25 protein-coding genes, 2 pseudogenes and 1 other annotated feature are annotated in these 24813 nt (G+C 39.2%); of the genes and pseudogenes, 1 reads left to right on the top strand and 26 read right to left on the bottom strand.

Translation table 11 applies throughout. The features are described from left to right. Window positions 1-32: 32 nt before the first annotated feature. The 14 genes and pseudogenes from thrS to KGMB01110_RS11425 all read right to left on the bottom strand — a co-directional run bounded on the left by thrS (window position 33) and on the right by KGMB01110_RS11425 (window position 13622). Window positions 33-1991 (bottom strand): threonine--tRNA ligase, encoded by a 1959-nt coding sequence (gene thrS, locus KGMB01110_RS11490; protein ID WP_119298437.1) that lies wholly within the window; start codon window positions 1989-1991, stop codon window positions 33-35. A 141-nt stretch (window positions 1992-2132) separates the two neighbouring features. Continuing rightward, window positions 2133-2330 (bottom strand) — a binding site (T-box leader). A 156-nt stretch (window positions 2331-2486) separates the two neighbouring features. Further along, window positions 2487-3281: an HAD-IIB family hydrolase gene (locus KGMB01110_RS11485; protein WP_117603289.1), complete on the bottom strand. Its 795-nt coding sequence runs from the start codon at window positions 3279-3281 to the stop codon at window positions 2487-2489. A gap of 162 nt (window positions 3282-3443) precedes the next feature. Continuing rightward, window positions 3444-4400 carry a CPBP family intramembrane glutamic endopeptidase gene (locus KGMB01110_RS11480; protein WP_119298435.1) on the bottom strand — a complete coding sequence of 319 codons (957 nt, stop codon included), beginning with the start codon at window positions 4398-4400 and terminating at the stop codon, window positions 3444-3446. Further along, window positions 4366-6516: a sensor histidine kinase gene (locus KGMB01110_RS11475; RefSeq protein WP_243112802.1), complete on the bottom strand. Its 2151-nt coding sequence runs from the start codon at window positions 6514-6516 to the stop codon at window positions 4366-4368. The genes KGMB01110_RS11480 and KGMB01110_RS11475 overlap by 35 nt, the downstream gene beginning before the upstream one ends. Next, the gene (locus KGMB01110_RS11470; RefSeq protein ID WP_117888011.1) at window positions 6488-7186 is read right to left on the bottom strand and encodes a response regulator transcription factor; all 699 of its coding nucleotides are present in this window, start codon (window positions 7184-7186) and stop codon (window positions 6488-6490) included. Before KGMB01110_RS11470 ends, KGMB01110_RS11475 begins: the two co-directional genes overlap by 29 nt. Before the next feature lie 206 nt (window positions 7187-7392). Further along, window positions 7393-8271 carry a YitT family protein gene (locus KGMB01110_RS11465; protein WP_117603286.1) on the bottom strand — a complete coding sequence of 293 codons (879 nt, stop codon included), beginning with the start codon at window positions 8269-8271 and terminating at the stop codon, window positions 7393-7395. 250 nt (window positions 8272-8521) lie between these two features. Further along, window positions 8522-9367, bottom strand: coding sequence for an NAD(+) diphosphatase (nudC, locus tag KGMB01110_RS11460; RefSeq protein ID WP_119298433.1), 846 nt, complete (start codon window positions 9365-9367; stop codon window positions 8522-8524). 160 nt (window positions 9368-9527) lie between these two features. Further along, entirely contained in the window at window positions 9528-10217 is a 690-nt protein-coding gene (locus tag KGMB01110_RS11455) for a hypothetical protein (protein ID WP_119298432.1), read from the bottom strand. A 122-nt stretch (window positions 10218-10339) separates the two neighbouring features. Then, window positions 10340-10480 (bottom strand): annotated as a pseudogene (locus tag KGMB01110_RS15905) (KilA-N domain-containing protein); the annotation flags it as partial. 261 nt (window positions 10481-10741) lie between these two features. Next, window positions 10742-11515 carry a NifB/NifX family molybdenum-iron cluster-binding protein gene (locus KGMB01110_RS11445; RefSeq protein WP_117603283.1) on the bottom strand — a complete coding sequence of 258 codons (774 nt, stop codon included), beginning with the start codon at window positions 11513-11515 and terminating at the stop codon, window positions 10742-10744. A 98-nt stretch (window positions 11516-11613) separates the two neighbouring features. Next, window positions 11614-12157, bottom strand: a pseudogene (locus tag KGMB01110_RS15900) (4Fe-4S binding protein). After that, window positions 12154-12354 carry a 4Fe-4S binding protein gene (locus KGMB01110_RS11435; protein WP_117603281.1) on the bottom strand — a complete coding sequence of 67 codons (201 nt, stop codon included), beginning with the start codon at window positions 12352-12354 and terminating at the stop codon, window positions 12154-12156. Before KGMB01110_RS11435 ends, KGMB01110_RS15900 begins: the two are co-directional and overlap by 4 nt. Before the next feature lie 163 nt (window positions 12355-12517). Next, window positions 12518-12799, bottom strand: a complete 282-nt coding sequence (locus KGMB01110_RS11430; RefSeq protein WP_170141718.1) for a hypothetical protein — start codon at window positions 12797-12799, stop codon at window positions 12518-12520. A gap of 79 nt (window positions 12800-12878) precedes the next feature. Continuing rightward, on the bottom strand, window positions 12879-13622 hold the full coding sequence (locus tag KGMB01110_RS11425; RefSeq protein ID WP_119298428.1) for a response regulator: 744 nt from the start codon (window positions 13620-13622) through the stop codon (window positions 12879-12881). Window positions 13623-13753: 131 nt separating this feature from the next. On the opposite strand from KGMB01110_RS11425, the gene KGMB01110_RS11420 reads away from it, so the two are divergent. Beyond that, on the top strand, window positions 13754-14413 hold the full coding sequence (locus KGMB01110_RS11420; protein WP_119298426.1) for a Crp/Fnr family transcriptional regulator: 660 nt from the start codon (window positions 13754-13756) through the stop codon (window positions 14411-14413). Window positions 14414-14530: 117 nt separating this feature from the next. Here KGMB01110_RS11420 and KGMB01110_RS11415 read toward each other — a convergent pair whose 3' ends face one another. From KGMB01110_RS11415 to KGMB01110_RS11360, 12 genes are all read right to left on the bottom strand, one after another. Further along, window positions 14531-16222, bottom strand: a complete 1692-nt coding sequence (locus KGMB01110_RS11415; RefSeq protein ID WP_117888006.1) for an FAD-dependent oxidoreductase — start codon at window positions 16220-16222, stop codon at window positions 14531-14533. A gap of 1 nt (window position 16223) precedes the next feature. Continuing rightward, window positions 16224-16544 (bottom strand): rhodanese-like domain-containing protein, encoded by a 321-nt coding sequence (locus KGMB01110_RS11410; RefSeq protein ID WP_117888005.1) that lies wholly within the window; start codon window positions 16542-16544, stop codon window positions 16224-16226. 15 nt (window positions 16545-16559) lie between these two features. Further along, window positions 16560-16895 (bottom strand): thioredoxin, encoded by a 336-nt coding sequence (gene trxA, locus KGMB01110_RS11405; RefSeq protein WP_330508284.1) that lies wholly within the window; start codon window positions 16893-16895, stop codon window positions 16560-16562. Window positions 16896-16971: 76 nt separating this feature from the next. Beyond that, the gene (locus KGMB01110_RS11400) at window positions 16972-17532 is read right to left on the bottom strand and encodes a sigma factor-like helix-turn-helix DNA-binding protein (protein WP_119298425.1); all 561 of its coding nucleotides are present in this window, start codon (window positions 17530-17532) and stop codon (window positions 16972-16974) included. Window positions 17533-17880: 348 nt separating this feature from the next. Further along, on the bottom strand, window positions 17881-18099 hold the full coding sequence (locus KGMB01110_RS15445) for a hypothetical protein (RefSeq protein WP_243112801.1): 219 nt from the start codon (window positions 18097-18099) through the stop codon (window positions 17881-17883). 624 nt (window positions 18100-18723) lie between these two features. Beyond that, window positions 18724-19407 carry a hypothetical protein gene (locus tag KGMB01110_RS15440; RefSeq protein ID WP_243112799.1) on the bottom strand — a complete coding sequence of 228 codons (684 nt, stop codon included), beginning with the start codon at window positions 19405-19407 and terminating at the stop codon, window positions 18724-18726. Further along, a complete protein-coding gene (locus KGMB01110_RS11385; protein ID WP_119298423.1) occupies window positions 19408-20535 on the bottom strand; it encodes an AAA family ATPase in 1128 nt (375 codons plus the stop codon). A gap of 89 nt (window positions 20536-20624) precedes the next feature. Beyond that, window positions 20625-20924, bottom strand: coding sequence for a type II toxin-antitoxin system RelE/ParE family toxin (locus KGMB01110_RS11380; protein WP_119298421.1), 300 nt, complete (start codon window positions 20922-20924; stop codon window positions 20625-20627). A gap of 1 nt (window position 20925) precedes the next feature. After that, complete coding sequence (locus KGMB01110_RS11375; protein ID WP_021905858.1) at window positions 20926-21174, bottom strand: type II toxin-antitoxin system prevent-host-death family antitoxin; 249 nt, start codon at window positions 21172-21174, stop codon at window positions 20926-20928. Window positions 21175-21301: 127 nt separating this feature from the next. After that, window positions 21302-22186: an XRE family transcriptional regulator gene (locus KGMB01110_RS11370; protein ID WP_243112797.1), complete on the bottom strand. Its 885-nt coding sequence runs from the start codon at window positions 22184-22186 to the stop codon at window positions 21302-21304. A gap of 94 nt (window positions 22187-22280) precedes the next feature. After that, window positions 22281-23894, bottom strand: coding sequence for a recombinase family protein (locus tag KGMB01110_RS11365; RefSeq protein WP_008790766.1), 1614 nt, complete (start codon window positions 23892-23894; stop codon window positions 22281-22283). Window positions 23895-24005: 111 nt separating this feature from the next. Beyond that, a complete protein-coding gene (locus KGMB01110_RS11360) occupies window positions 24006-24233 on the bottom strand; it encodes a hypothetical protein (protein ID WP_027096702.1) in 228 nt (75 codons plus the stop codon). Window positions 24234-24813 lie beyond the last annotated feature (580 nt).

The following is a 24813-nucleotide window of genomic DNA, read 5'->3' as shown; positions in this document are numbered from 1 at the left end:
ACGTTCTTATGTTTTTCACTTCTATTATGCTTTTATTTTGCTTCCACTTCAACCTTACGGATCTCTTTTGTCCGGATTTCTTCCAGGATTGCATCCATAAATTCCTTCAGATCCTTCTGACCTTCATCCCCTAAGAATCTGCTTCTTACCGATACCTTTCCTTCAGACTGTTCTTTTTCTCCGACTACCAGCATATACGGAACTCTTGCCAGTCTTGTCTCACGGATCTTGTATCCGATCTTTTCAGATCTGTTGTCCACCGTACACAGGATTCCGTTTGCTTTCAGCTTGGAAGCAACTTCCTGTGCATAATCCTGGAACTTATCAGAAATCGGAAGTACACGTACCTGTTCCGGACACAGCCAGGTCGGGAAGTTTCCTGCATACTTTTCGATCAGCCATGCCAATGTTCTTTCATAACATCCAATAGAAGTTCTGTGGATAATATATGGACGAACCTTGTCTCCGTTCTGATCGATATAGTACATATCAAACTGCTCTGCCAACAAAGCATCCCATTGAATGGTAATCATAGTATCTTCTTTTCCATATACATTTTTGGCATTGATATCTACTTTCGGTCCATAGAATGCAGCCTCTCCAACATCTTCTACGAACGGGATTTCCAGCTCTGTCAGGATATTACGAATATCCTGTTCTGTCTCATCCCAGACTTCCGGTTCTCCAATATATTTTTCACGGTTATTCGGATCCCATTTGGACAGATGATAGGTTACATCCTCTTCTACACCCAGCGTTCTCAGACACTTCTGAGCCAGTGCGATACAATCTTTAAATTCTTTCACCATCTGATCCGGACGAACAATCAGATGTCCCTCTGAAATCGTGAACTGGCGGACACGTGTCAGTCCGTGCATCTCACCGGAATCCTCGTTTCTGAACAAGGTCGAAGTCTCACCATAACGAAGTGGAAGATCACGGTAAGATTTCTGACTTGCTTTATATACATAATACTGGAACGGGCAAGTCATCGGACGAAGTGCAAAAACTTCTTTATCTTTTTCTTCGTCTCCCAGTACAAACATTCCCTCTTTATAGTGATCCCAGTGACCGGAAATCTTATAAAGGTCACTCTTTGCCATCAACGGAGTCTTGGTACGTACATAGCCCCAGTTGTTGTCTTCCTCATCCTCGATCCATCTCTGTAATGTCTGGATGATCTTGGTTCCCTTTGGCATCAGAAGCGGAAGTCCCTGTCCAATTACATCTACAGTTGTGAACAGTTCCATCTCACGTCCCAGCTTGTTGTGGTCACGTTTCTTGATGTCTTCCAGATGCTGCAGGTATTCATTCAGTTCATCCTTTGTCGGGAATGCACTTCCGTAAATTCTCTGAAGCATTGCACGGTTGGAATCTCCTCTCCAGTACGCACCGGAGGATGAAGTCAGCTTAAATGCCTTGATTCCCTTTGTGCTCATCAGATGCGGTCCTGCACAGAGATCCACGAAATCTCCCTGGCTGTAGAAAGAAATCACTGCGTCTTCCGGAAGATCCTGAATCAGCTCTACCTTATATGGCTCATTCTTTTCTTCCATAAATTTAATCGCTTCATCTCTCGGAAGGGTAAATTTCTCAAGCTTTGCACCTTTCTTGATGATCTTCTTCATTTCTTTCTCGATCTTGTCCAGATCCTCTCTGCTGAACGGCTCTGCATCAAAATCATAATAATATCCTGTATCAATGGATGGCCCGATTGCAAGTTTTACATCCGGATAAAGGTTCTTCACTGCCTCTGCCAGAACATGGGAACAGGTGTGTCTTACCACTCTCAATCCTTCCGGATCCTTCGCTGTCAGAATGTTCAATGTACAGTCTTTATCCAGTACCGTACGAAGATCTACTACCTCTCCGTCTACTTCTCCTGCACAGGCAGCTCTTGCCAATCCTTCGCTGATGTCAAATGCAACATCAATCACAGATTTGCTCTCTGCATATTCTTTGACCGATCCATCTTTTAATGTAATTTTCATCTTTCTTCCTCCTCTATGAATCTAAATCACCGGAAATGTCTTCCGACACGTTCCGAAATTGTATGCGGTCGCCGGGGCTTTCAGCAAGCTTCACCTTTGGCTCGTCACAAAACAAAAAATCCCTGAACAGCCTTCACACTGTTCAGGGACGATAAGCAATACCGCGGTTCCACCCATTTTGTAAAATATTACCACTTCATTGGACGATAACGGTGTCGGCCGGATCCGATTAAGGATCACTCCAGGGTGGTCTTCAAATGATGCCTCATAAGACGCTTTCACCAACTGCATCTCTCTCTGAATGATTTCTCATTCTACTCTTCCTGTCATCGCGTTGTTTCTTTTCTTTTGGTTCTTTCTTAGTTCCACTTCATTATAGCAACTTAAAATTCCTTGTCAAGTGCTTCTTGCAAAGAATCTTTCTCCTGTCGCTGTTCTTACAATTTTTTCTCTTTTTCCTTGCGGATTTTGCTGATTCCAATCTTTCCGATGTTCTCAGATCAGCCCCAGTTCTTTCATTGCATACTGGATTCCATCCTCTTCTACCGTTTTTGTCACGATCTGTGCGCAGGGATCCAAGATTGGATCATGATGTCCCATCACGATCGCATGAGAGGTATATTCCATCATCGGCAGATCATTGGAACTGTCCCCGAATACATAGATCTGATCCAGATCCAAATGCAAATGTTTTCGGATAATCTCGCAACCGGTTGCCTTGGAATGTCCTATCGGCATAATCTCGTAGGTTCCGTACTGCCGATCGATTGCCTCCATCTCTTCCTGTTCCAGAAATTCCAGAAATCCTTTCACATCACTTTGCTCGTCCGTATAAACAAATAATTTATCATACGCGAACTGATCTTTTCCGGCAAACATTTCTATACCGATACCCATGTTTCTGAAATATCTTCTCGTATTTTCCAGTTTGTCAAACCTTGACACACGGATCGGGAAATAATCATCTTCGATTCCTTCGAAAATTCCATCAATCTTACATTCTTCCATCTTTTTGATGATTGCCTGACTTCGCTCTACCGAAAGTGTAGAGGAATACAGCACCTCATCCTTATATTCTGCATAAGTTCCGCAACCACAGATATATCCGTCAAACGGAAAGCGTTTGATTGGAGAAGGCATACTGCAATAAGTCCGCCCGGTATTGATAAAGAGATAGTGTCCGTTTTCTTTCGCCTTTTTCAACGCTTCAAATGCACTTTCCGGTACCACATTTTCAATTTCACTGTATAAAGTTCCATCAATATCATAAAATAACGCTGCCGGTTTCATCCTTTTCTCTCCTCTCGCATCCCATTTCACTTATTCTGTTTCAAACTCATCTGATCTCATTTTGTTCTTATAAGCTATCTTTTTATATTTGTTCTTGTCTTTCCAGTAGCACCTGTCTTCACAAAGTTTGCTCCGAATTCTATCATTTATGGCATTTTCCTGTCAAATCATATTTCCCACAGCACCGATCATCACTACCAGTCCCGCCACAAAAAGCAATGCAGAAATCCCCAGAAGCATCAGCGGGATCCATGGGTTTCCCTTTGGAAACAGTTTTTTACGCTCTTCTCCTGCTTTGCAGTGAATCAGATACCGCCCCAGATATATCAGGAAGGGAACCACCGCTGCAAAACATAAATAAATTCCCACCGAAAACAGCACATACTCTCTTCCCGTCGCTGTAATCTCAGTCAGCTGCAAGGTCTCACTCTCCTGCGGAATTGCTCCCACCGCTATGGTAGAAAGGATCGATATTCCGTTATTGATTCCATGAAACAGCATATTATAAAACATGTTGTCTGTTTCCAACACCAGATAGGCCATCATGATTCCCAGAAATGCTGTTGGCACCATACGAACCGGATTTCCGTGAAACGCTCCGAAAACCAGTCCGCTTATGATGATCGGAATCCATTTTCTCTGCCGCATGATTTTCGGCCTTAAAAGACTGTGCAGAAACAGTCCGCGAAAGATCATTTCCTCACAGATTGCCGGCAAAATCACAATGATTAAAATCCGCATTTCCAATGGAACACTTAAAAATGCAGACATCAAGCCGGAACTCACTTCCCCGACTTCCGTGGGAAACAGCACCGTCATAATCAGCGTTGCCACCGTCATCAAAATCATGGATGCAATCCAGAGAATCACCGTTCCGGCCGTCTGACGAAACGTCGGTGTCTGGAGTGGGAATACCTTTTCCAGGTCTGCTCCGGCTGTTTTTGCAATCAGAATTGCACATGCAAATAGCAGGAGCTCATTCACTCCTGTCCCGTAAAGCCCCAGTACGCTGCCCAGCGGAGACAGGAATATAATGATTCCCGCTATGATAAGTCCTAAAATTCCATGGTAGATATGAAGTTGTCTATTTGTCTGATTCGTTCTGCTCTGTTCTTCCATCCGTGCCTTCCTTCATACACGGAAACACAATCTCTACTTTGAAAAGATCTGCATCAGTCAGAATTCTCAGTGTTCCTCCCTGCAATTCTGTAAAGCTCTTCGCAATTGCAAGGCCAAGACCGGAACCTTCTGTCTTTCTGGAAACATCTCCGCGTACAAACCGGTCGGTAATCTCTTCTGTATCAAAATTCAGTTCACTGGCTGATACATTTTTCATCACGATCCGCACCTGATCCCCGATCACGTCCATCTCAATGTAAACCCGGGTATTTTCCAGAGCGTATTTCGTAATGTTGACGATCAGATTTTCAAAAATCCGGTAGGTCTTCTGGCTGTCCAGCCACAAAATCACTTTGCCTTCCGGCAGTTTCCACTTAAATTCAAGATTGGCTTCCTCTCTTTTACTATCATACTCCAAACCAACCTGTTTTAACAAGCCTACAATGTCAACTTTCATGAAATTCATCGTAACGTTCTTGCTGGTCGCTTTACTGATTTCAAAAAGATCTTCAATCAACGCTTTCAACCGAAGAGACTTTCTTTCCAGAACTTCAATATATTCTTTCTGATTTTCCCTGTTTGTTTCCTCTTTTAACAGATCTGTATAGGTAATGATCGCCGTAAGCGGTGTTTTCAGGTCATGAGACACATTTGTGATCAGTTCCGTCTTCATCCGCTCACTCTTCACCTCTTCTTCCACCGCCTTTTTAAATCCGACCTGGATCTTCCGAAGTTCCTCTGCCACCGGATCAAAGATTCCGTAATCTTCGTCAAGTCCCACCTCCAGATTGCCAAGTGCCAGCTCGTTGGTAGACGCCAGAAGTCTGTCATACTGTTTCCTTACATCCCCAAAATAATGTCGCAGGAAAAAGAACAGTAACACCGAATACAGACAAATCGCCAGGAATCCGTAATCCCACAGAAAAGAAACAATCAGAAAAATGATTCCATTTAAGATCACGACCTTCAAAATGGTACGGTTTGTTTTTTTCTGCAGATCCACATGCAACAGTCCATTATAAATCTTTTTCAGTACATCCAGAACTTGTTTTCCCACTTCACGGATTGTTTTTCCACGCACTTTTCCGATCAGCGTCCGTTCTCTGAAATACTGCTTCTTCATTGTAAAGATTGCCCGAAGACACACCGTACTCCAGAATGCCGCACCATACACCAGAAGCCACATCAGTACATTTAATCCCATGCAGATAATATAGCCCTGCGCACTTCCTTTGGACACATTCAGCCCCACATTGATCGCCGAAGCCATGGAACCATTCAGCGTCCGCCAGACTACACTGACACAACTCCTGTTCACGGCAGCGATTCCCGCAATTACCAGTAATACAACTTCAAACGGAACCCGGAAATATTTTTCCGTACCGATTCCCCACGCCTTGCAACAGGGAATCCACAAGCCCAACAAGATTGCCACTCCAAACAGCAGCAACTGAAACATCCGATAGATTCCGTTATCTGCCAATTTCATCGTATTCAGATAAGTTCCCATGTCATCCACACTGGCAAGATAGCCGTCCAGCTGTTTCTGGGTCATTCCATAAGTGATCACGGCCTGTTCCGGCACCGCAATCTCAGTCAGATCCTCGTTGTTTTCCACCTGATCCAGAAGATAATTTTCCAGATTGTACTGCATCTGATTATCCACGGCAGTTCCATCCACCTGTACATCATTCAGGACTGCATTTTCTCCATATGTAAAACGAACTCTCAGCGCATACTCCGTCTGGTCCTGCATCAGATTTTTCTGCACACTTTCCGACACATTTCCCTGTTTTAATTTTCCATCCCAGCCATAAACCGCACTATCCATATATTTTCGCGCCAGATAGAACTGATCCGTATCATCATACGCTTCCTGAATAAAGGAACGATCCGAATCCCCACTGATCTCATTGTATAAAATGTAATTCCCCGCAACCAGCGGCTTTACAATATCTTCCATCACTTCCGGATCCAGTTCTGTTCCATCCAGAGACTTTTCCATTTCTGTGGCAAATGCCGAATATCCAAAACACATCACTGCCGAACAGATCAACAGCAGACAGATTGTTATGATCCAGCCTGTTTTATGGTTGTTTTTCAATTTTATAGCCAACGCCCCACACCACCTTTAAATATTTCGGATTTTTTGGATCCACTTCGATCTTTTCCCTGATATTTCTCACATGTACCATGATCGTATCCGTGTTGATTGCCCTTTCCTGCCAGACTCTCTCATAGATCTCTTCTGCGGAAAATACCCGTCCCGGATTCTTCGCCAGAAGCAACAGAATCTTGTATTCGATAGGCGTTACCTTTACCGGAGCACCGTCCACTGACACCTCAACCAGATCTTCATTGATCTCCAGCCCACCAATCACATGTACATTTTCCGAAGGTTCCAGCTTTTCTAAAAACTTCCGGTATCTTCGAAGCTGGGAATTCACCCGCGCCATCAGTTCCATCGGCGTAAATGGCTTTGTCACGTAATCATCCGCTCCGATATTTAGCCCCGTAATCTTATCCACTTCCTCTGATTTTGCTGACAACATAATAATTGGAAAATCATATTTTTCCCGGATTTTCATGGTCATTCGGATTCCGTCCATCCGAGGCATCATAATATCCACAATTGCCAAATGGATCTCTTCTTTCTCCACCACTTCCAAACCTTCGATCCCATCTTCCGCTTGAAAGACCACATACCCCTGACTTTTTAAATAGATTTCAATTCCTTCCCGTATCTCCTTGTCGTCCTCAACGACCAAGATGTGATTCACTTCCATATTTCATCCTCTCCCATACCTGTTTCTATCTTTTGCTCTCCTGTAGTTCAGCCTTTTTATTTCATACTCTTTGCTTTGCACTATAGCTCTGATTCCTTCGGTTTGTTTTTCATTCTTTTCTTTCTTGTTCTCTGTGTTTCATTATACACAGGTTTTCTAAAGGAGAAAAGTGACAGAATCCAAAGATTTTCTAAAGAAGTCTGCTTTCACTTCCTGTCAAATCCTTCTCCCAACACTTCATTCGACTCCACAATAATGGTGAAGGATGCCGGATCCATTTCCCGGGCATTTTTTTGAATCTCATACATCTGCTTTTTACTGGCCGCACACAAAACCACCTGCTTTTGTTCTCCCGTATATCCACCTTTTGCTTCAAAGATCGTAGCACCCCTTTTTGCGGTCTGACCGATCATTTCTGAAATCTTTTTTCCATCTTGCGTCACAATCATCGCCATCTTACCGGCACTAAGTCCATACAGGACCTGATCAATAATATGACTCATCAGCCAGGTTAAAATTCCCCCATAAATCACTCCATCCAGATCGCGGAAAATCCATCCTCCCGCCGAAATAATCACCAGATCTACCGCCAGCACAATTTTGCCCATAGACAGATAAGGGCGTTTTGCCCGAATGGACAGCGTTACAAAATCCATTCCTCCGGTGGAACTCTGATTGCGAAAAACCAGTGCATAACCGATTCCTGTCAGGACTCCTGCTGCAATTGCCGCCAGCAGGCGATCCCCCTGATAAATCGGCAGCAACGGTGCTCCGTAATCTGTGAGAAACGAAACCACCAAAAGCGTTCGAAGTGATCTGGCAAAAAACGCCTTTCCCAGTGTTCGAAAGCAGACCAGTACAATTGGGACATTCAAAAGGAGGCTCATGCCACCGATTGGTGTTCCAAACAAGCGGTGAAAAATCAGAGAAATCCCAGAGACTCCTGCCATCGGAAAGCCTGCTGCCGATGCAAAATTATAGATGCCACAGGCAATAAAACATCCGCTGAACAAATCCACCCCAAATTGTTTTGCCAGATCCCGTCCAGAATAGTTTCCAGATAGAAAACTTCTTTTTCTGTTCATTTTTTCCTTCTCCTTTTGCTCTGCAATTCAAGCTTAGTAAATGGCTTTTCATGAATTCATGAGGCAAGCTTAGCCTTTGGCTCGTCGTGAAACCAAAAAATCCGTAGGAATATTCTTCCCACGGATGTCCATTTTTATTTCTGCGATTCATTTTCTTTTCCAAATCTACCCAAACAAACCTATGATTTTTGATTTCTTTTCTGGTCAGCTTTTCCTCTGATTCCATTTCATGAAGTAACCCCAAATATCCCTATATTTCCTCTCCTTCTTTAAATCTGCGCATCATCTCATTTGTCAGGCTGAAGGTTCCCGGCTGAAGTACAATCTCTTCTCGCTGTACCCATTCTGCATACTTCAGCTCATTGCGATCCATGGTGATGGTATCATCCCCATCCACCTCACAGTAAAATCCAAGGAGGATGTCATTTGCAGTCCCCCATGGCTGAGATTTGTAATAATGAAGATTCTTAACTCTGATGCCAGCTTCTTCCATAACTTCACGCTTCACGGTCTCTTCCACCGTTTCTCCGATCTCTGTAAAACCGGCAATCAGCGCATTATGTGCAAAGCCCGTCCGATATCTGGTAAGCAAAATCCGATCTTTATTTTTTACTCCAACAATCACCGCTGGCATAATCCGTGGATACGCCACATAATCACAAGATGGACAACGCATTGCCCGTTCCTTGTCATTCTGTTTCATCTTTATCCCACATCTTCCACAATAACAGGTATCTCTGTACCAGTCTGACAAATGCTTTCCTGTCGTGGCTGCAAAAACTGCTTCACAAGGACCAATGCCTTCTTTCCGCAGACTTCTCTCTGTAACATAAGAATATCCTTCCGGTATAGACTCTTCCGGGAGTTCCTCCTTCCACAGAAAATATTTTCTGTCATCCACCCTGAACAGATATGTATATTCCAATTGGTCAGGCAATTCCTTTTTCAATGGGAACTCCAGGATATTGTTCTCAAATTTCTCCGTCTGAACCAATATTTTTCCATCGTAAATATTTAAAATAGGGCTGTCCGCCTGCACTTTAGCCATCGGATCGTATTCATTGTATAATTTATGCGGATAAATGTCCTGTATCATTTTCTTCTGTCGCTCCTTCTAAATCCATATTTCTTATATTTATCGTTTTGCTTCCTTTTTCTATTGCAATTATATACCAATCGATTCCAAATTAAAATACTCTACATTTGTTTACGAAATCAAAAAAGGGATATCCCATGACCTTATGCCTTTTTATGTATTACGCAAAATCTCCCGGATTATCAGCATCCTCATCATAAACTGCAGCATGTGAGGTTACCATTTCTTGATAATATCTGCTGATAGCTTCCAACCAATCATACAGTGCATTGTTATGCATCAATTCAAACAGCAAGTACATAAAATTGCAAACAATGTATGAAATATGATCACGTTTAGTCGCTGTAAGACCGTTTACAAAATCATCCACTCTGTCGGAAATCACATCCAGTGAATGCATTGATTTCTCAAGACCTGCCGCCAGTTCTTTATACAAAACGTCATTAAATTTTGTAAAATTAACATGGAATAATGTATCCTCCGCTAATGTTGACTTCCGAACACTACCGTCTTCCTTATATGTTCTTTCCGTAAGTCTTCCTGCCTTATCGCAAGCAACCACTTTCTTTAAATTCTCATACAAGACATCTGTAAATTTCTTATCTTCCAACATTGCCAGATACAGATATGGCATGTTGTGCATCCACCAGTCGAGCAAACGATTTGTGACAATTCGAAAATTCGCATCTGTCCAAATATGAGGACAACCTTTTTTAATATTTTCAGAAATCATAACTTCTGTTGTACCATCAAGCTCAAATATTTGCGAAAACAATGCTTCCACAATATATGTCACAGCAGCTTCTGAATTTTGCATACTCTCATGAGCAGCATCTGTAAGATGATTCATATGGATTCCCTCCAATTTATCTGTATATGATCTGGTTCGACTTGCATCCTCGCAAGGAAAATGGATGATATATCTGGATGTTTTCAAATTTACCGTAAATTTCTTTTATACACTTTATTTTTATATGCCATTTCCTGCGGAGATAATGTGGGCGTTATCAAAAATTCTTTTACTGCATCTGTGTGGATACGATAGTTTATTATTGAAAGTTCTCTCTTTACATCCCATCCAATCGCTAACCGATCTGCTTCGTCTTTCTTTAATCACTCTGATTTCTGTTCCATTGACATCTATAATAAGAACTCTCTGGATGCTTAATAATTATTATACGGTCCATTCATCACTTTCCGCAAGCAAGAAATAATCAATACATAAAGCTTGTCACGACATCCGCAAACTTTAACTATCGTGCTAAAAGTACACTCTATCTTTCTGGAAAATAACACAGAAAGGATGTGCTGCGGTAACTACTCCGTTACCTTGGCACATCCTTTCGTATTGTTTATTATTTTTTGCTATTCTTCTTAATGACAGCTATGGTTTCCACATCCATGCTCGCCACATATATGTCCTTCCCCGTGGCTGTGCTCGTGATGAGAACACTTCACATTTGGATTATACTCAAGTGTTTCATTGATAAAAGCTTCTACCGCTTCATCCGCATCTCCGGAAACTCCTCCGAAAAGTTTAATACCGGCTGCCGCTAACGCTGTCTGTGCACCGCCTCCGATTCCGCCACAGATCAGAACATCTGCATTCAATGCATTAAGAACTCCCGCCAATGCGCCATGTCCGCTTCCATTTGTATCTACTACTTCTGAATGTACTACGTTTCCTTCCTCGACATCGTAAATCTTAAATGTTTCTGTGTGTCCAAAGTGCTGGAAAATCTGTCCGTTTTCATATGTTACTGCTATTCTCATGATACCCTCTCCTTTTTCTGCTGCATATTTTTTGTAAATTTCCTGTTTGTAACATCCTCCAAAGCTGCAGTCGTTACTCTGACCGTCACAGATTTTGAAATCTCCACCTTCAATTTTGAGTGGATGTCCATCAATGAGGGCATCTGCTATTTTCTTCCTGGCAATCTCGTAAATTCGCTGAACCGTTGTTCTTGCGACTTGCATAGATGCTGCGCACTGCTCCTGACTATAACCTTTCTTGTCCAAAAGACGAATTGTCTCGTACTCATCTACCGTCAGAACAATGGGTGTTTTTTTGTCAGTATCGTCTGCCGGAAGAAATTCTAAAACATTGGGGAAATGGCAAACTTTTCTGCATTTTACTGGTCTCGGCATAAACTGCTCCTTTCTCACTTTTCTTATATAATAGCCCCATAAAAGGCATATGTCAATAATGTTTTTGACATATGCCTTTTATGAATCACCTTAAAGTATTACTTCTTTTCATTATTTTTTAATTTACAGATACCCTGCGTCATTGTTCCCATTGGACAAAATGTACACCAGGTTCGTGGCTTATATAACACCATTACAATCAACCCTAACAACAAAGATGTAAGCATCAAACTATAAAATCCAAAACTAAACTGTGCCACCCAATCAGCTACTGTTCCGGCAGTGTATGTCCATCCCCACGGAACACGGAAGGTCCAGAATAATTTGATGGCTTCACGCAAGGAGGATGCTCCGGCACCAACTAAATATGTCTGAAATACCATATTCCCAAACATTGTAAGGAAAAATATCAAAAAGCCGTATCGGAACCATTTTGAACTCATCCATCGCGGGGTTGGTTTATTTCTTGAGCATTTTAAATCTCCACCAAGCTTAATTTATTTCCACCGAATATTGCTATTCCTAACGGCAACAGGAAATCAATCATCCCAAACCAAGCGAACAAAACATTAAAAAACCGAGAGCAAAATAAAGGATCGCCCATATCCATAAATAATCATACCAATGTTTCTTTTTCTTCACATCGCTGTCCTCTCTTTCATTTCAATACAGCCTGCCGGACAGGACTTTGCACATTTTCCACATCCTACGCACAATGTTTCTTCTACCACTGTATAACATCCATGGTAAACTTTGGCCACTGCCAGCGGACAAGTATTTTCACATACTCCGCAGGCAACACATCTTTTTTTATCGACACTTGCCACTCTTTTTGCCAATGCTTTGTTCCCCTTTCAAATTTTGTATCTCTATTGTACCTGAAAAAGGTAAAATCCTTCTGTGATTTTATTACATAAGAATTTACCTTAAACGCTAATCATTACAATAACATATCTTTATTATACATTACCTTTATATTTATATATGATGTTTAGAATCTCCTCAGTTGTTCGAATAATTTCTTTTTGTTTTTTTCATTGTTATAGATTTGCTTTCTTCTTCAGCTAACGAAGAGTAAAGGTGAATGGTATTAGCATGATGCCATATCTCATCGCAAATTTTCTCGATTTCATCAGCACTCCGAAATGCCTGGTCTGTTTGCATTTGCAAGTATTCTCGTTGCTCTTCCAGATGATTCATCCGTTCTTGTAACTGATCCCTTTCTTTCTGCAATCGATCATGTTGTGCTTGCAGTTGATCTATTTGTATTTTAATTTCACTCATCTTTTCTTTCTGTCTCCGCATAAGTATCATCAAATATACAACTACAAATAATAGTATTATGTATAGCATAAACTTCTCCTCACGACACATATATTTCGACGGTTTTCCGCAAATCAACTATTGATAATGGCATAGAAAGAACAGTTAGTTTTCCTGAATTCTTTTTAATTTCAACAGCATCAGGATTGCCTGTGATTAAAATTACAGGTGTTGTCCTGTCCGCACGCCATGGCTGATTCGGTTGGCTCATCATATCTTCGGTAACAATCCAAAGATTCGGCTTATGTCTGCCTAATTTTGTTTTAGCACTTTCCGGTGTGTAAAACAGCATGATCTGATCTGAAATAAACTGCAATGTTTCTTTTAATCCTTTTGCATAACGTTCATTGCCACAGACCAGCGCAATAATAGAAGCAGCTTTCTTTTTTTGTGTTACCTGAATAAAATCCAAAACTGGTGTATTATAGAGACTAAAGTCTTTTTCCAAATGAACTTTATCATAATAACTCTTTGCTGCCTTGCTCATCCTCAGACAAAACTGTTCTATGTCTATATGAATATCGTTTCCGTTCTCCTGTATGTTCATACTGTCCAACTGACAAACTGACATTCCACAGTTTAGTCCAAGATGAAAGCGTATATTATTTTCATCATTCAAAAATCCTTTATTTTGATGAAGATATTCACATCGAAGCTGCCAACAGCGTTCTCCGCAAATATCTGGCAAAGTCAATGCCAGTGCAGACTGCCATCGTCTATCTACAATATTCAGTTCTACTTCTTCAATTCGGTCCAAAAATGTAAAACTGACATCTCCCTGCATTATTTATCCCTCCCTATTTGCAACCGCTATGTACTATAGTCAGTATATTTTTATTTATGGCATATGTCAATTATGTAATTGACGCATCTTAAAAAAGAAAGTATACTAGGTTCGTAAAGGAGATAACTATTATGAACTTCGAAAATTATTTTCCACTATGGAATGACTTAAATACAGCACAGAAAAAAATAATTTCAGACAATTTGATTACACGGGATGTAAAAAAAGGAACGATCATTCACAACGGAAACCTGGATTGTACCGGATTATTACTGGTTAAATCCGGGCAGCTTCGAACTTACATACTTTCAGATGAAGGACGTGAGATTACACTTTACCGTCTGTTCGATATGGATATGTGTCTTTTATCCGCCTCATGTATCATGCGGTCCATTCAATTTGAAGTAACCATTGAAACAGAAAAAGATACTGCTCTTTGGATCATCCCTGCTGAAATCTATAAGGGCATCATGAAGGAATCTGCTCCCGTCGCAAACTATACCAATGAGTTAATGGCTACCCGTTTTTCTGATGTCATGTGGCTGATTGAACAAATCATGTGGAAGAGTTTGGATAAGCGTGTTGCTTCATTTCTTTTAGAAGAGACCTCTATTGAAGGAACAAACGAGCTGAAAATCACTCATGAGACAATTGCTAATCATCTTGGTTCCCACAGGGAAGTTATCACTCGAATGCTCCGATACTTTCAAGGCGAGGGACTCGTCAAACTCTCCCGCGGCAAAATCACAATCCTTGATTCGAAAAGACTGGAAACACTACAAAGATCATAAAACTGTTTTTCTATAACATCTAAAGAATCCTCCATTTATCAGAATTATGAAAGTCATTCTAATAAATGGGGGATCTTTTTATACTACGATCAAACTATAAAAATATTTTGTTTATTTCTAATAATCCATACCGCATGTATATGCCCTTTCGATCAGTGCACGGTCATTAATCACTGCATCATAGAAGCGGAAGCCGCCGGAAAAGTTGAATGTTTCATATCCATTTCCTTCCAGAATACGGCTGGCAATATAACTACGCAGCCCACTCTGGCATATCAGATATACAGGCTTTCCTTTCTCAACTTCATTGATACGTTCCCTCAGTTCATCTACAGGAATGTTTTTAAATCCATTAATATGACCCTTGCTAAATTCATATACCATTCTCACATCCAGCAACACAGCACTTTTATCTTTAGAAATCTTATCCAGATCTTCCAAATGCCATTGTTTTAAGATACCTTTTGCTATATTGTCTATCATGAATCCGGCCATATTTACAGGATCCTTTGCAGAGGAATAAGGCGGTGCATATGCGAGATCCAAATCTTTCAATTGAGTTGCCTTCAGTCCTGCATGAATTGCTGTTGCCAGCACATCAATACGTTTATCAACGCCTTCATATCCAATAATCTGAGCACCAAGCAAACGATACGTCTCTTTTTCAAAAACCACCTTCATGGTCATCACTTTTCCACCAGGATAGTAACCGGCATGACTCATAGGAGAAAGAATCACTGTATCTACATCTAATCCTGACTTTTGGGCATTGGTTTCATTGATACCTGTAGTAGCTGCTGTCATATCAAACACTTTGATAACGGAGCTTCCCTGACTGCCCAGGTAACGGCTATCACCGCCGCAAATATTATCTGCGATGATCCTGCCCTGTTTATTGGCTGGTCCAGCCAAAGAGATTAGTGCATCATCACCCGTAACATAATGTTTTACCTGAACTGCATCACCTGCTGCATAAATATCCGGTACAGAAGTTTCCATCCTGTCATTCACTACGATACTTCCCTTGATGCCAAGTTCCAGACCGGCTTCTTTTGCTAAAGCGGTGTCTGGTGTAACTCCGATTGCCAGCACTACCATATCAGCCAGAAGAGATGGATTATCTTTTAATAGAACCTCTACTCCATTGTCCTTTTCTGTAAATCCTTCTACCGTATAATCCAGTACCAGTTTTATCCCGTGCTTTCTCATTTCACTATGAATTATGGATGCCATATCCGGATCAAAAGGATTCATCAGCTGCTTAGGCCGCTGGACAATCGTAACATCCATGCCAAGCTCTCTCAAATTTTCTGCCAGTTCCAGACCAATAAAGCCACCACCCGCCAATACAGCAGATTTTGGATGATTCTTATTAATATATTCCTTTATCCGAAAAGTATCTTCTACAGTACGAAGTGTAAAAAGTTTGTCAATACCTACTCCAGGAAGCTTTGGCTGTGTTGGCTTTGCACCTGGAGAGAGGATCAGCTTATCATAGTTTTCTTCAAATATCTCACCATTCTCCAAATTTTTCACTGAAACAGTTTTACGATCTGGATGTATGGAGATAACTTCATGATGAATTTTCATATTAATACGGAAGCGTTTAAAAAAACTCTCTGGTGTCTGTAGTGTAAGTTCTTCCGGATCTGTGATCACGTCTCCAATATAATATGGAAGCCCACAATTCGCGTAGGATATGTATCCAGATTTTTCAAACACAGTAATTTCTGCGTGTTCATCCAGTCTGCGTATTCTTGCTGCAGCTGTAGCTCCACCGGCTACACCGCCTACAATTATTACCTTCATCTTATTTTTCCACCTTTCCTGAATAAGCAGCAATGCCACCAATATTATTTACTTTAGAATATCCCATTCGTTGTAACATCCCAGTTGCTTGACGACTTCGGGCTCCGGAATAACAGTATACAAACAGTGGCATTTCTGTATTCTTCACTACTGAAACAACATTGTTAAGTTGTTGCAACGGCACATTTTTACTTTCTGGTATATGCCCTTCCTGATATTCCTGCGGAGTACGAACATCCAGCAGAACTGCACCAGCAGTCCTTTTATATTCCTCTATCCCTTGATTAATATTCGCCTGTTTAAGGAAATCAAAAAATCCCATTAGTGCACCTCCTCCTTAAAGCATTTCTAAAATTGCATTCTTAGGTCTCGCACCTGAAACCTGTTGTACGATCTTCCCATTCTTCATAACCACCAAAGTTGGGATACTCATAATACTAAATTCACTTGCCAGTTCAGGCTGCTCATCCACATTGATTTTACCAACTTTGATATCAGGGCGTTCACCTGCAATCTCCTCTATGATAGGAACCACCATACGACAAGGAGCACACCAAGGCGCCCAAAAATCCAAAAGGACAGTTTTATCAGAATTCATTACTTCGTTTTGAAAATTATTTTTATTGATATTAATTGCAGACATTTTACAGTCCTCCTTGTTTTTTTCTTTTATGGCTTTATTATAATCTGAAATTCATTTGTTTTCTGTGATATTATCACATTATTATCATGATTAATTTTTCTTTAATTTATTTTTTCATTTTATGATCTGATGGCAATCTCACTTCTCCGGTTCTTTTCTTCATAATAGAATTCTGTGTTTCCATCTGTGTTGGAATATAATCGCTTTCCTGCAGAAATGCACCTGCCGCCTCAGCATATGATTCATATCCAGCTGCTTTCATTCTCTTTAACATTTTTGCCAAAGCACTATTCTTGTCTCTACTCACCTGACGTGTGCTGATGCCCAGTTCCGCTGCTGTTTCCTTAACTTGTTTTCCCATAATAAAATAATCGCTCACGATTTTCTTTTCTTTCTCTGTCAGATCACTGAAGAGTTCTTTGAAGAAGATCCCTGTTGTGATATCTGATGCAATGTCACGTCCATCATCTGCGATAAAGTCTGTCGCACAACTGTTTTCTGATTCTAATCTACAAAATAATACTGTATTATTTCTCTGATGCTGCTGATCGAACATATAATGTTCCTTATTATAAGAAATATTAAGAACTTCCAGCTCCTCTGCTGTAATATTAGCGTATTTCACCTTCTGATATCTGTCGTAAAATGTGTATTTTCTTTCTTCCATAACTGTTCCTCCGATTTGTCGATTTGGTTGATTTGATTTGTGACAAATCGAAAGTCATGGATATATGGCATAATGCCTGCCTCTTCCCTGCATCTTGATATGCTCTTCCTTTCCAGCGTCTACCTGTCAAAAAGGAAGCTTTTTCAAATCTGCAACCTGTTTTTTGGGTATAAAAAAAGACCATGCCCTTCCGGGCACAGCCTGACGCCTTAAAATTTGAGAAAAGAAAAACCTCCGCAAACATTACGTCTGCAAAGGTCTATTTCTCTCAGCATATCAATTCTAACATGCATGTATTTTCATTGTAATGCCATTCACATGCCAGTTTACTGTCAGTTCACTGCCACTTTACTTCCACTTTTCTTCTGTCAGTAATTCCTCCAGTGCTTCCAAGTGAGCTGTCACTTTAGAAGTCTGTTTTCCGCCAAGCAGCTTACCTAATATTTCTGTAAATTCCTCTGTGTCACATGACTCAAACATACACAAGATGATCTCATAAGCCGATGTCTGTTTTACTTCCAGAAGTTCACATATATCGGCTGCCTTTAAAAATAATTTGTTCTGCATAATCAGTACCTCCTGTGTTTTGAATATTTATCTCTTCATATACTCTGTACTGGCAGATACAAAATCGGACATCTTTTTCCGAAATTTATCAAATTTTCTTGTTTTTTAATTCTCCATCAGTGTGATTACTGTGTCATGGAGTTTAAGCTCATCGATAATAAAGAACCTTTCTGTGGTATCTGTTTTCTAAATGCAGGCAACAAAAAAACAGTCTGCCTTGACGAAAATCACTTCAATCAAAACAAACTGTTCTTCATATTTACTCTAATTTTATTTTATGAGAATAACTGATTTCACGAAATTTGCAGGTGAATCTGGAATATAAACAAGAGAAAAAAATTTTTTTAAACTCCATTTGCACTCCATTTGGTCTTTTCGACTACCCGCAAAGCCTTTATTTATGGGCTTTTCCGCAATTTTTCAAGCTACTCAAACTCGCAAATAAAATCTTATCACTATACACTTTTGTATAGGGATTATGGTTCTATCTGGTTTTATATGTGTTCCACTGTCCAAAGTCCACAGACTGTACTGAACGGTGTTATCAATTTGTTATCACATCTCTGTTATCAATCAAATATTCTTTTCAAAAATTTTCATAGCTTATACCTAAGCATAAGAATTTTAAGTTTGGTTAAAATAACTATAAAATTCAAAAAATGAACGCAAATGGTGTGTAGACTCAATTCTAATTTTCAATTGATTAAAATACTCCTCTTTTGCCATAATCATTGGCTTTTTTTTGCTATATCGTATCTTATTATACCTACACATCTCATGTAAATAGTGGAAATGATATGATGCAATCGTTTCTTGCACATTTTGTGGAACGGTCATCATTTCTGGATCACTATCTTTTACATTATATGAATCATAATACTTTTGAAAATCACCAGAAGGTCTCTCTTCAGGAAATAATGACCTATTACCAAGCAACCACGTTTCAAAACAATGATTACATACAAATACTTTGTACGTAAAATCAATGTGATAATCCTTATCCTTTATATATTTTTCAATAATTGAATTTACTTGATTTTTCCTTGACAATGCATCATATTCTTCAGAATCTAAAATTACAATTAACTCGTCTACTTTTCCAGGATTTTGAATTATTGTATCAATTGTCTGAAACAAAACTCTAGTAATTAATTGCGTAATACCTTGTCCACTCTGCATTACATAACAATTATCCGTCAGATATGTGATATCTTGAACTCTTATATTTTTTATCCCCATATATTCAAGCCAATTAGGAAGTACTTTTATAGATGATTTCTCATCTTCCAATAAAAAATAGTAATTCATTTATATCTTACCCTCAAATTCCCATCTATTAATAAGATTAAAATATGCATCATGTTGGCTATGAGAAATGCCATACTCTTCTGCTGAAGAATTTGTAACTGTAGAAATATTTCTTTCAATTATTTTCCATTTTGCATTAGATATTTGATTTATAATCTTCGGATGATGGCTTGTAATTATAAATTGTAAATCTTTTCTTTCATCTAACAAAATTTCTGCAAGAATATCAATACAATTAACTCCTAATCCATTTTCAAATTCATCAATTAGCACCAAGGAATCTTTTGACATTGTCACTAATTCAACAATATAATATATTGTTTTTAACATTCCATTTGAAATTTCATGTTGCATTAATTTCTTTCCATAAACATCTATTGCAACCATATAAACTTCTCTTGTCGAATCCTCAACAATATCAATACTATTCACTTCCATAAATAATTCTTTTACTGCATCAAAAATTTCAGCATACAATTCAGGATAAAACTCTTTAGCAATATATAGTTTTAATGGAACTGGCAAATGACTATATTTTTCAAATGATGATTGCGGGTCCTTTTGCATACTTTGTTTTATTTTTGCTTTAAACATATTAAAGCTCTCTCTATCAATAGCCCCTCTAACATCCATTTCTACTTCTATTGGATACAGCTTTGTTATTCCTAAAATAATCGGTTTAAAAAAGGTATCTTCTGAATATTGAATTAAAAGACTTTCATCCTTCTTGGGATTTGGAACCTTTTCATATCCCATCACTTGAATATCTTCACCATTTCTATATACAATAATTTGACTTCCATTTTTGACTAACTTTTCATACGTAAAAATATATTTTATTTCCTTTGTCTCAATAATATCTTCGACAAAATTTTGTTCAATCTTATACTCCCACACATATTCGTCATTCTCAATTTCTACACACAAACTAACAGCAAATGGCTCTAATCTAATGTTTTTATTTACAGCCAACTTTAATGAATATTCAATAGCATTAAGAATCTGAGTTTTACCAACACCTGACAATCCAACCAACAATGTTATGTCATCGTTGAATGCTATCTTTTCGATTTTTAAGCCTGTTCTCAAATTTTCAAATTCAATCCATTTAAGCTTCACTTTTAACATCCCTTCTAACACCTCGCTTTTCATGATGACTTATACAATATAGTATATTGAAGCAAGGTTTCTTTTAACACTCTATTATTTTTCTTTCATTAATCAAATATTCTCGTAATATCTTGACATCGATTGATCACACGATAGATTTCTACATACTCGTTTCCTACCTTATAGATAATCACATAATCTTCCCATATGGCATATTTATAGTCTGTCCGAAAGTTGACTCGTTTTGAAAGATCTGAACCCATGCCCGGAAACATCTGGAGATTTTCAAATTTACCATAAATTTCCTTTATGGTTTTTGCGGCATATTCCTCGTTATCTTCGGCAATGTAATCCCGGATGTTCTTCAAATCCTTTGCAACAATCGGATTGATCCGCAGTTTTAACATCTTATTCCCCCACAAGTGCTTTTAATTCATCCAGATCCAGCCAGCCTTCTCCGTCTTTCACTGCTTCTTCGGCTTCCTGCAACTTCAGCAGAAGCTTTTTCTCTGCACGATCACGCTCATAATCTTCAATATCCATGACAACGAAACGTCCTCTGCCATTCTTAGTCAGATATACCGGTTCTCCTTTGTGACAGTTCTTCAGGACTTCATTATAATTTCTCAAATCAGATACTGGTAAAATATTTGCCATATTCTTTCAGCTCCTTCCTTTGATTTCAAATTGTTTCTTCTACTTCTATTATACACAAAAAGCTGTAAAATTCAACGTAGATTTTTACAGCTTTTATTTTATCATTTCTATATATTTTTATCACAATCTATTTCAAATATTGAGCAAAAATCGCCTCCAATTCTTTATTTCCTTTCAAAAATTCATACTCTTTTTTATTTTCAATTTCTGTAGCTAATGCACGAACAAAATTATTTCCAACACCTGAAAAAGATTTTCCCTGTACTGTATCCGCATATCTGTAATATAAAGGTGATTCCACCATCTTCCATGGCTTCTGTGACTCCATCAACACTTCTTTTATCAACTGAATACATTTTTCTACATCCTTTCGATACCCGGCAATCAATAGATGTGGTACTACTTTACCGTAATCCCACAGATCAAACAACGACACCATATGTTCTGTGATTTCGGCAATCTCCTCTGCTTTACAATGATTTCCGGTTTCTTCTTCCATTTCTATCAACTTATACAGATAGTTTTGTATATTCGTAACTGTCTGCATCAATTTTCCCTCTAAAAAGAACGCTGCAATATCTGTCCCTTCCTGGTGTGCTAGTACATTCGTTTTCATAATTGTGGCATCTATCACAGTATCTGGAATTTTATCCAAAAAGATATTTGCTTCTTTATATTTTTCCATTTGTATATATTTCGCCGCAAGCATAAAAATACTGGAAAGCCTTACCTTTTCATTCAGACTTTCAGCAGTTCGTTCCAGCCATTCAACAATCACATTATTGCATTCCAACTTTTTCTCATCATCAACATCGGATAAAGTTAACGCCGCATTTAAAACAGTAGCAATTGAATAAATCAACGAATCACAATGAGGATATTCCTTTATTTTATTTTTTCCCATCTCAAAAGCTTTTATAAAGCTATCCAATGAAACTTCCGAAAGCTCATTCACAAATTGTCCAATCTCTTTTTCTGTCAATTCTTCACGAAATGAAAATAGTTCATTCATATCAATTTTTAATAATCGAGCAATTGCCGGAAGTAATGATATATCTGGATATGTATTTCCAGTTTCCCTTAGTTAAAGATATGAACCCTCTTTATCAGTCTACTTTTCCAATAAATCGGTAGTATATCTCTATTTCTTGTATTCTTTCATTGTCCTCATTCGTTGTTGCTTCATGAATAAGGATTTTTTCTATCATTGCATTTAATAACGGTGCTGTCAGTTCCTTTGGTACGGAATACTCCTTGATTAACTCAATCCACTTTTCAGCACCTATCATATCCTGTTCCATTTTACTTAATTCTTCTCTTAGGTTGGTTATCTGCTGTTCCAGTTCTATCTGTTCTTTCTGATATTTTCCCGACAGCATGATGAAGTTTCGTTCCGTTATCTTCTCACAGGCTCTATCTTCGTACATTTTCGCAAACAAGCGGTCAATTTCATTTTGACGGTTCTCGGCCTTCTTCAAAGCACTTGCCTTTTTCTTCTTTTCCCGTATTCGCTCTGCATTGCCAGCCTTTTGTATCTTATTCAACACCTTTTCTTCGTCCTGCTGTACTGCCTTAGCCCAATACTGCAATCGTTCCAATACGGCTTGATACAACACATCATAACGGATATAGTGCATAGAACAAGTACCTTTGCCAAACTGCCCGTAGTAACTGCAAGCATAATAACTGTATGGCGTTTTATTTGCCTTATTTGTCGCAAACCGCATAGACCAGCCACAATCCGCACACTTGACAAGCCCTGCAAATATCGGCGTTGCTTTTTCCTTTGTCTGTCTACGCCTTGATTTTATCTGTTCCTGCACACGATAGAACACTTCTTTGTCAATAATCGGTTCGTGGGTATTTTCTACTCGAAACCATTCACTTTCGGGCTTACGCACTTTTTTCTTGCTCTTGAATGAAACTGTTGATTGTCGATTATGAACGCTGTTTCCGATATAGACTTCACTTTTTAAAATTGCCTTAACATGAGCAATCGTCCACTCATAACGCTTGCTGTCGGGCTTTCCCTCAAAGATGTGTGCAAAAGTACCGTACCTTGTGAAATTCAGCCAAGACGCTGTCGGAACTTTTTCTTCTCGCAGTACCTTTGTGATTTTGGCACTACCGTAACCTTGATAGGCTAGGGAGAAGATTTTTTCAACAATCCATTTTGTTTCCTCATCAACCAGCAGTTTTCCTTTGATGTCGGGGTGTTTTTTATATCCTAACGGAGCATAAGCCCCATAATACGCACCCTCTGCAAATTTTGTCTTAAATGCCGATTTCACTTTACGGCTTGTATCTCTTGCCACCCATTCATTGATGATATTCTTAAATGGTGCAATCTCACTTTCGCCTTTTTCGCTGTCTACACCGTCGTCAATCGCTATGTAACGGACATTATGGCTGGGAAAATACAATTCTGTATATTGTCCTGTCATAATATAATTTCTGCCAAGTCGGGAAAGGTCTTTCGTTACAACACAGTTGATTTTTCCTGCCTCTATATCTTCAATCATTCTCTGGAAACTCGGTCTTTCAAAATTTGTTCCCGACCAGCCGTCATCAATATACTCATCAATCACATTCAAATGATGTTCTTTTGCATATAGACGCAACATACTTCTTTGTGTGGTAATGCTGGAACTTTCGCCCTGTAATTCATCATCTCGGCTTAACCTAAGATAAAGTGCAGTATTGTAAATCTGTTGTTTCATTGTCAGTTATCCTCCTTTATAACTAACCCGTGTTTACAATACCTGCTTGCAAGTAAAGTATAACACGGGTACTTTTTGTCATTCAATCTATTTCTTACAACTGCACCGATTTTATGCGATTGTCTGCTTTGCTTTTTCCAGCATAACATCTGTCAGAAGTTCTCCCATTGTCTTTCCCTTTTCGGAAAAATGCTCTTTTACAACAATTTTTGTTTTTCCTCTGTTGCCAATGCCACGCTTATTATTCGTCTTTACCTGCCTTGTTTTTACAATATCAGCAATAACACATACCCCCTTTCTGTAAAAATCTTTTCTAAGCAATTCAACGGCTTTTGTCATAGCCCACAGGAGTTCCACCTCTGCATAGTTCTTATGTAGCCGTACCCATTGCGTGCGACGCTCTGAACGCTCAAGCTGTGGCTGTACGGGAGTATCATTATCAGACAGGACAGGTCATGGCGGTAGGAAAGGACAAGTTTCTTACAGGAACACAGATAAGGTTCGCTCACTTTAGCAGGGAAAAGGTCATGGCGTATCTGTTTCAACGGCTCGCTGTCTGTCAAACGTATTGAACTGCTTTATTCAGTTGTCAAAGAACACGAAAGAAGAAAATCATCTTTCCTATATACCGCGTTGGAAAAGAACAGAAGCGTAACCAATCTTCCAAACTTTTTTCTTTTCCTGTACCATATAGGGAAAGAAAGTGTCATTCTGCTAAGTTGATGATGAAAAAATCTGATTTTCTTTTCACCCCCCTAACTACCCATGCAACGCCGTAACTGCCAACTGTGGAATAAAAGATTTTCTTTGCTCCATATAGGGAACGGCAACTACGGATTGTTAAGTTGAAATTGAAAAACGTTTCTTCTTTCACATCATATAGGGACAGCAACCACCGATTTGATGACCTGTTTTCAAA

The organism is Mediterraneibacter butyricigenes, from assembly GCF_003574295.1.
GTDB classification, from domain to species: Bacteria; Bacillota; Clostridia; order Lachnospirales; family Lachnospiraceae; genus Mediterraneibacter_A; species Mediterraneibacter_A butyricigenes.
The sequence above is the reverse complement of the archived record's forward strand: the minus strand, read 5'-3'. Positions and strand labels throughout refer to the sequence as shown.